Below are 5,531 nucleotides of genomic sequence, written 5' to 3'. Positions count from 1 at the left end.
GCGGGCCACGGCGGCGGTCACCGCCTCCCGCGTGCCGCCACAGCCCAGCACCTGCAGCGCGGCGGCGCGGTGGTGGGGCAGGTTGGTATGGAGCCGGATCCAGCCATCTGCACAGGGGTAATCCCCGGCAATCGGATCCCAGAGCGCCGGCATTTCCCAGCCGTCCGGGCGAAAGGAATAGCCGAACCACAGCGCAGCCAACTGCCGGTCCACCGTCACGGCCGGGCGCGCGGGGGCCAGGTTCAGGGCCGCCACCAGATCCGCCAGTGCCAGGCCGACAGCGGCAACCGAGGCCTGCGCCAGATCGGACACGGCAAAGGCGCTGGGGCGGTGGCCTGCGCCGGTCACCTGATAGGTGCCGGGCATCGCAAGTGCGGTCAGGCCAGTCATTGCTGATACGGATCGAGGCTGTCGCGCAGACCATCCCCGAGAAAATTGAAGGCCAGCACCACGACGATGATCGGCAGCATCGGGATCGCGGTCCAGGGGTAGATCTCGATATTGGCGAGGTTCTGCGCATCATTGAGCATCACCCCCCAGCTGACCGCCGGGGCGCGCAGGCCAAGGCCGAGGAACGACAGCGCCGTCTCGCCCAGGATCATCGCCGGGATCGACAGCGCCGCCGAGGCGATCAGGTGGCTCATGAAATTCGGCAGCAGGTGGCGTTTGATGACCCGCCCGGAGGAGGCCCCCATCATCTCGGCGGCGCGGACGTATTCCTCTTCGCGCAGGGACAGGAACTTGGCCCGCACCGAGCGCGCCAGCCCCGGCCAGTCGAGAATGCCGAGGATGATCGAGATGATAAAAAACACCGCAACCGGCGACCAGTTCGACGGCACCGCCGCCGAGAGCGCCAGCCACAGCGGCAGTTCCGGCAAGCTGCGCAGGATCTCGATGGCGCGGTTGATGACCCAGTCGATCCTGCCCCCGAAATAGCCCGCAACGGAGCCAAAGAAGATCCCCAGCACAAAGGACACGGTGATGCCGATCAGCCCGACGGTCAGCGACAGCTGGGCGCCAAACAGGATGCGGCTGAAGATATCGCGCCCCAGCCGGTCAGAGCCCCAGAGGAAGAGCGTGGCGCCGGCCGGGGCGCAGACCAGATGGGTGTCGGCGCGGATCAGCCCGGCCAGCCGGAATTCGGCGCCTTCGCAGAAAAACCGCAAACGGCGCGGGTCGTCATAGTCGGGTTTGACCACCCATTGAAAGGTTTCCAGATCCGCCTCCGAGGTCAGCGGATAGATGAAGGGGCCGATAAACTCCCCCTCGTGGAACAACTTCACCCCCTGTGGCGGCGAATAGATATGCTCCGCGTCGCGGTCATTGGGACCATAGGGCGCGATGAAGCCGACAAAGGGCAGCATCAGGTAGCAAAACAGCAAAAACACACCGGAGATCAGCCCCAGCCGGTGGGTCTTGAACTTGCGCCAGACCAGCACCCAGTTGGGGGCGTCCAGATCCTTGCGATCCAGCTCCCGCAGGGAGGCACCGGGATCATAGGGGGCGTCGTCGACATAGCGACCGTCGGGATGTTCACGGTTCATGCGTCGCGGCTTTCATAGCGGATGCGGGGGTCCAGCAGGACCAGCAGCACATCGGAAATCATGGTGCCGATCAGGGTCAGCAGAGCGACGAACATCAACACGAAACCGGACAGGAACATATCCTGCGACTTCAGCGCCTGCAGCAGCACCGGGCCGATGGTCTGCAACCCCAGCACCACCGAGACCAGCACCGAGCCGGAAACCATCGAGGGCAGCAGGTTGCCGATATCGGCGACAAAGGGATTGAAGGCCACGCGCAGCGGATATTTCATCAGCATCCGGGACGGGCGCATGCCCTTGGCGACAGCGGTTTCCACATAGGGTTTGCCCAGCTCATCGAGCATATTCGCCCGCAGCCGCTGCATCATCGCCGAGGCGCCGGAGGTGCCGATCACGAAGGTGGGCACGATCAGGTGGATCAGGATGGAGCGCACCTTGTCCCAACTCATCGGTTCGCCTTCGAATTCCGGCGCCATCAGCCCGCCGATCGGCAGGCCAAGGTATTGGTGTCCGTAGTAAAACAGGATCAGCGCCAGCAGGAAATTCGGTGTGGCCAGCCCGAGATAGCCGATGAACGCGGCCGTATAGTCGATCATGGTGCGCGACTTTGCCGCCGCCAGCACGCCGAGCGGCAGGGCCACCATATAGACAAAGAGCACCGCCGCGAGGTTGACCAGCACCGTCAGCCAGAGCGCATCGCCGACGATTTCAGAGACCGGGCGGTCGAATTCAAAGGACCAGCCGAAATTGCCCTGCAACATGCCGGAAAACCCATGCGGTCCGGGCAGCAGGCCAACCCAGATGAAATACTGGTGCCACAAAGGCTTATCCAGCGCATATTCGCGCCGGAGGAATTCCGCCTTGGCGACGCCCGCCTCCTGGCCGGTGGCGCGCAGCTCGGCGATCTGGTTGGACAGAAAATCGCCCGGCGGCAGGTTGATGATCCAGAACACCAGCACCGACACCAGCAGCAGTGTCAGCAGCATGGTGCCGAAGCGATAGATCGCGTAGCGCAGGATCTCCATCAGCCGTCGCCACCTTCGAAATAGAACTCGTCGATGCGGTGCACCCCGAAATGCGCGCCGGGATCCCAGGCCCAGATCGCGGTCTTGGGTACGTTGCGCAGGCGGTTGGAGACCACCACCGGCTGCGGCGCGCCGGCCACGATGCCGATGGCAAAGACATTGTCGGCGTGGATCTGCAGCATTTCACGCCAGGCATCGGCGCGTTCGGTGGCATCGGTGGCGGCGTTCCAGGCGTGATACAGCTCCATCAGGCGCTGGGCCGGCTCCATGTCCGGGGCTTCGCCCACCGCGCCGGAGGTCTGGTGATACTGCCCCCATTTCGGCCAGGACAGGAACACCTGATCGGTGGGGGCAAGATAGGCTGGCGAGGTATAGCTTTGCGGCAGCCCGTTGTCCCAGCCGTACCAGACCGAGGCCATGGTGGTGCCGGAAAACACCCGGTTGCGCAGGATGTCGCGATCTAGCGGCCGCATCACCAGTTTGACGCCGATGTCGCGCCAGTCGTCGGTGATGATCTGCAAGGCATTCTCCACCTCCTGACGTTCGCCGGCGGTTTCGATCACCAGCTCCATCGGGCGGCCATCGGGCAGGCGGCGAATGCCATAGCCGTCACGCTCGGTCAGGCCGGACTCGTCCAGCAAGGTGTTGGCCAGTTCGGGGTCAAACTGCGCCCAGGCGTCGCGCAGGGCCTGGCTGAAGAAGGGGCTTTGTTCCAGCACCGCCATGGCGCCGGGTTTGGCCAGTTTGAAATAGAGCGATTTGTTGATCGCGGCGCGGTTGATGGCGACCGAAAGGGCACGCCGCACCCGCACATCGCGCAGGATCGGGCGCCAGACATCGTCAGAGGTGTTGAGGTTGGGATAAATCGCGATCTGCGAGGCGGTGCCGGAGGACCACAACTCGGTCCGGTAATTGCCCGTCGCCTCGCCCTTGCGCAGGATCGGAATGTCGCGAAAATCAAGGCCGCGCGCCTGCAGATCGGCCTCGCCGGCGTTGGATTTGGCCGCCACCAGGCCGCCAGAGACGATCTCCATTTCCACCATGTCGATATAGGGCAGTTGCACGCCGTTTTCGTCGATACGGTGGTAATAGGGGTTGCGCACGAATTGATGGCGGATCTTCTTGCCGACGGTGGCGTTGAACCAGGGCTGCAGGGTCGGCAGGTCCGGGTTGTCGAATTTATCCATATTGTCGAGCTTGTTGTGCAGGGCGGCCCAGCTCTTGACGCGGGCGTAGTCGATTTCCTCTGCCAGCGTTTCCGGGTCGGCAAAGGCCTTGTGGAACTGTTTCAGGTAGGCCGAGGGGCGATAGATAAAGGGCGGTGCCGCCTGCGCCAGTGTCTGCAGGAAGCCGGGGTTGGGCTTGCTCCATTCGAACACCACGGTGGTTTCGTCGGGGAAGGATACCTCCGGCAGGGCGCCATCGACACGGACAAAATCCGGCGGCCCTGTGGGGTTCAGTTCCTTGTTGTTGACGATATGGACCCACCAATATTCAAAATCCGCCGAGGTAAAAGGATCGCCAGAGGACCAGCGGTGCCCGGGGCGCAGCCGCAGGGTGAACTTGCGGTCCTCGTCGCTGTCAAAGCTTTCGAGAATGTCCGGCACCAGGTCGTAGGCCTCGTTATAGCCGACCAGCCGCGCATAGCCGTAGACCACCATCTGGCGGATGTCCTTGGAGCGGGTCACCATGGTGTTGAGGGTCCCGCCCTGCACGCCGGGGGTGCGCCCGCGCGCCGACAGGTTCACGATCAGCGGCGTCCCGGGCAGGCGCTCGGCCACCGGGGGCAGCTCACCGGCGGCGACCTCGTCAGCCCAATAGGCGCTGTCTTGCAGGGTCGGCTCGGCCAGCGCCGGTTGCGGCAGCAGCAGCGCCAGGCCAAGGCCAAGCGCGCAGGCGGCCTGGCCGAGCCGCGAAGAGCGGGAAATGAAGCGGGCATTATACATGGCAACGCACCTTGTGTCCGGGGTCCAGTGGCACCAGCGGCGGGGCATCCGGTCCGTCAAAACGGAAGGCCTCCGGCCAGTTCTCGGGCGCGCCGGCGCCCTGGGCCACGAGTTTCAAATTGATGGGCCGGTCGACATCCGGCACCGGCTGAGCGGCGATCAACGCCTTGGTGTAGGGGTGTTTGGGATTGTGGAACAGCACGTCCGGGGGGGCCTGTTCGACGATCAGCCCGCGCCGCATCACCGCCACCTCGTCGGCGATGCGGGCCACCACGGCGAGATCGTGGCTGATGAACAGATAGGACAGCTGGCGGACGTCGCGGATGTCTTCGAGCAGCGACAGGATCTGGTCCTGCACCGAGACATCCAGCGCCGAGGTCGGTTCGTCGCAGACCAGAAGTTTCGGGTTCAGCATCAGCGCGCGGGCAATCGACAGCCGCTGACGCTGGCCGCCGGAAAACGCATGGGGAAAGCGGGTCAGCATATCGGTGGGCAGCCCCACCAGCCGCAGCATCTCGGCCGCCTGCGCCTTGTGGTCGGCGCGCGTGCCGACGCGGTGGATTTCCAGCGGTTCGGCCAGCGTGTCGAGAATGCGCTGACGCGGGCTGAGCGAGGAATAGGGGTCCTGGAACACCATCTGCGCCTGCCTCTGAAAGGCGCGCCGGGCCGCGCGATCCATGGCATGCACCTGCAAGGGTGCGGCACCGGGGGCGGCGCGAAACAGGATCTCGCCACCGGGATCGACGGTTTCGGCCCCCAGCGCGATGCGGGCGGCGGTGGTCTTGCCCGAGCCGCTTTCGCCGACGATGGCAAGTGTGGTGCCGCGTTGCAGGCTCAGGTCCAGCCCCTGACAGGCGCGCACCAGCGTCGGGCTGCTCCAGCTTTTGCCAGAGCGCAGGGTGAAGGTCTTGGAGATCTGCTTCATCTCGAGGATCAGATCCTCGGCTCCGCGCTGGCGCTCGGGCGAGGGTTCGGGGATCTTCGGCGCGGCATGGAACAGCTCTTGGGTATAGGGG

The 5,531-nt window shown here is 64.7% G+C and carries 4 protein-coding genes and 1 pseudogene; all 5 read right to left on the bottom strand.

Annotated features, from left to right (window positions below):
- Positions 1-390, bottom strand: a pseudogene (locus tag TRIHO_RS05550) (CoA transferase); the annotation flags it as partial.
- On the bottom strand, positions 387-1,544 hold the full coding sequence (locus TRIHO_RS05545) for an ABC transporter permease (protein ID WP_068241086.1): 1,158 nt from the start codon (positions 1,542-1,544) through the stop codon (positions 387-389). The pseudogene TRIHO_RS05550 and the gene TRIHO_RS05545, both read right to left, overlap by 4 nt.
- Positions 1,541-2,569 (bottom strand): ABC transporter permease, encoded by a 1,029-nt coding sequence (locus tag TRIHO_RS05540; protein ID WP_068241084.1) that lies wholly within the window; start codon positions 2,567-2,569, stop codon positions 1,541-1,543. Before TRIHO_RS05540 ends, TRIHO_RS05545 begins: the two co-directional genes overlap by 4 nt.
- Positions 2,569-4,515 carry an ABC transporter substrate-binding protein gene (locus tag TRIHO_RS05535; protein WP_068241083.1) on the bottom strand — a complete coding sequence of 649 codons (1,947 nt, stop codon included), beginning with the start codon at positions 4,513-4,515 and terminating at the stop codon, positions 2,569-2,571. Before TRIHO_RS05535 ends, TRIHO_RS05540 begins: the two co-directional genes overlap by 1 nt.
- Positions 4,508-5,531 (bottom strand): ATP-binding cassette domain-containing protein (locus TRIHO_RS05530; RefSeq protein ID WP_131811177.1); only part of this gene is annotated, 1,024 nt, incomplete at its 5' end. The genes TRIHO_RS05535 and TRIHO_RS05530, both read right to left, overlap by 8 nt.

Origin of the sequence: Tritonibacter horizontis (genome assembly GCF_001518015.1) — a bacterium.
In the GTDB taxonomy this organism is placed as follows: Bacteria; Pseudomonadota; Alphaproteobacteria; order Rhodobacterales; family Rhodobacteraceae; genus Epibacterium; species Epibacterium horizontis.
This window is presented reverse-complemented; position numbering and strand designations above follow the sequence as displayed.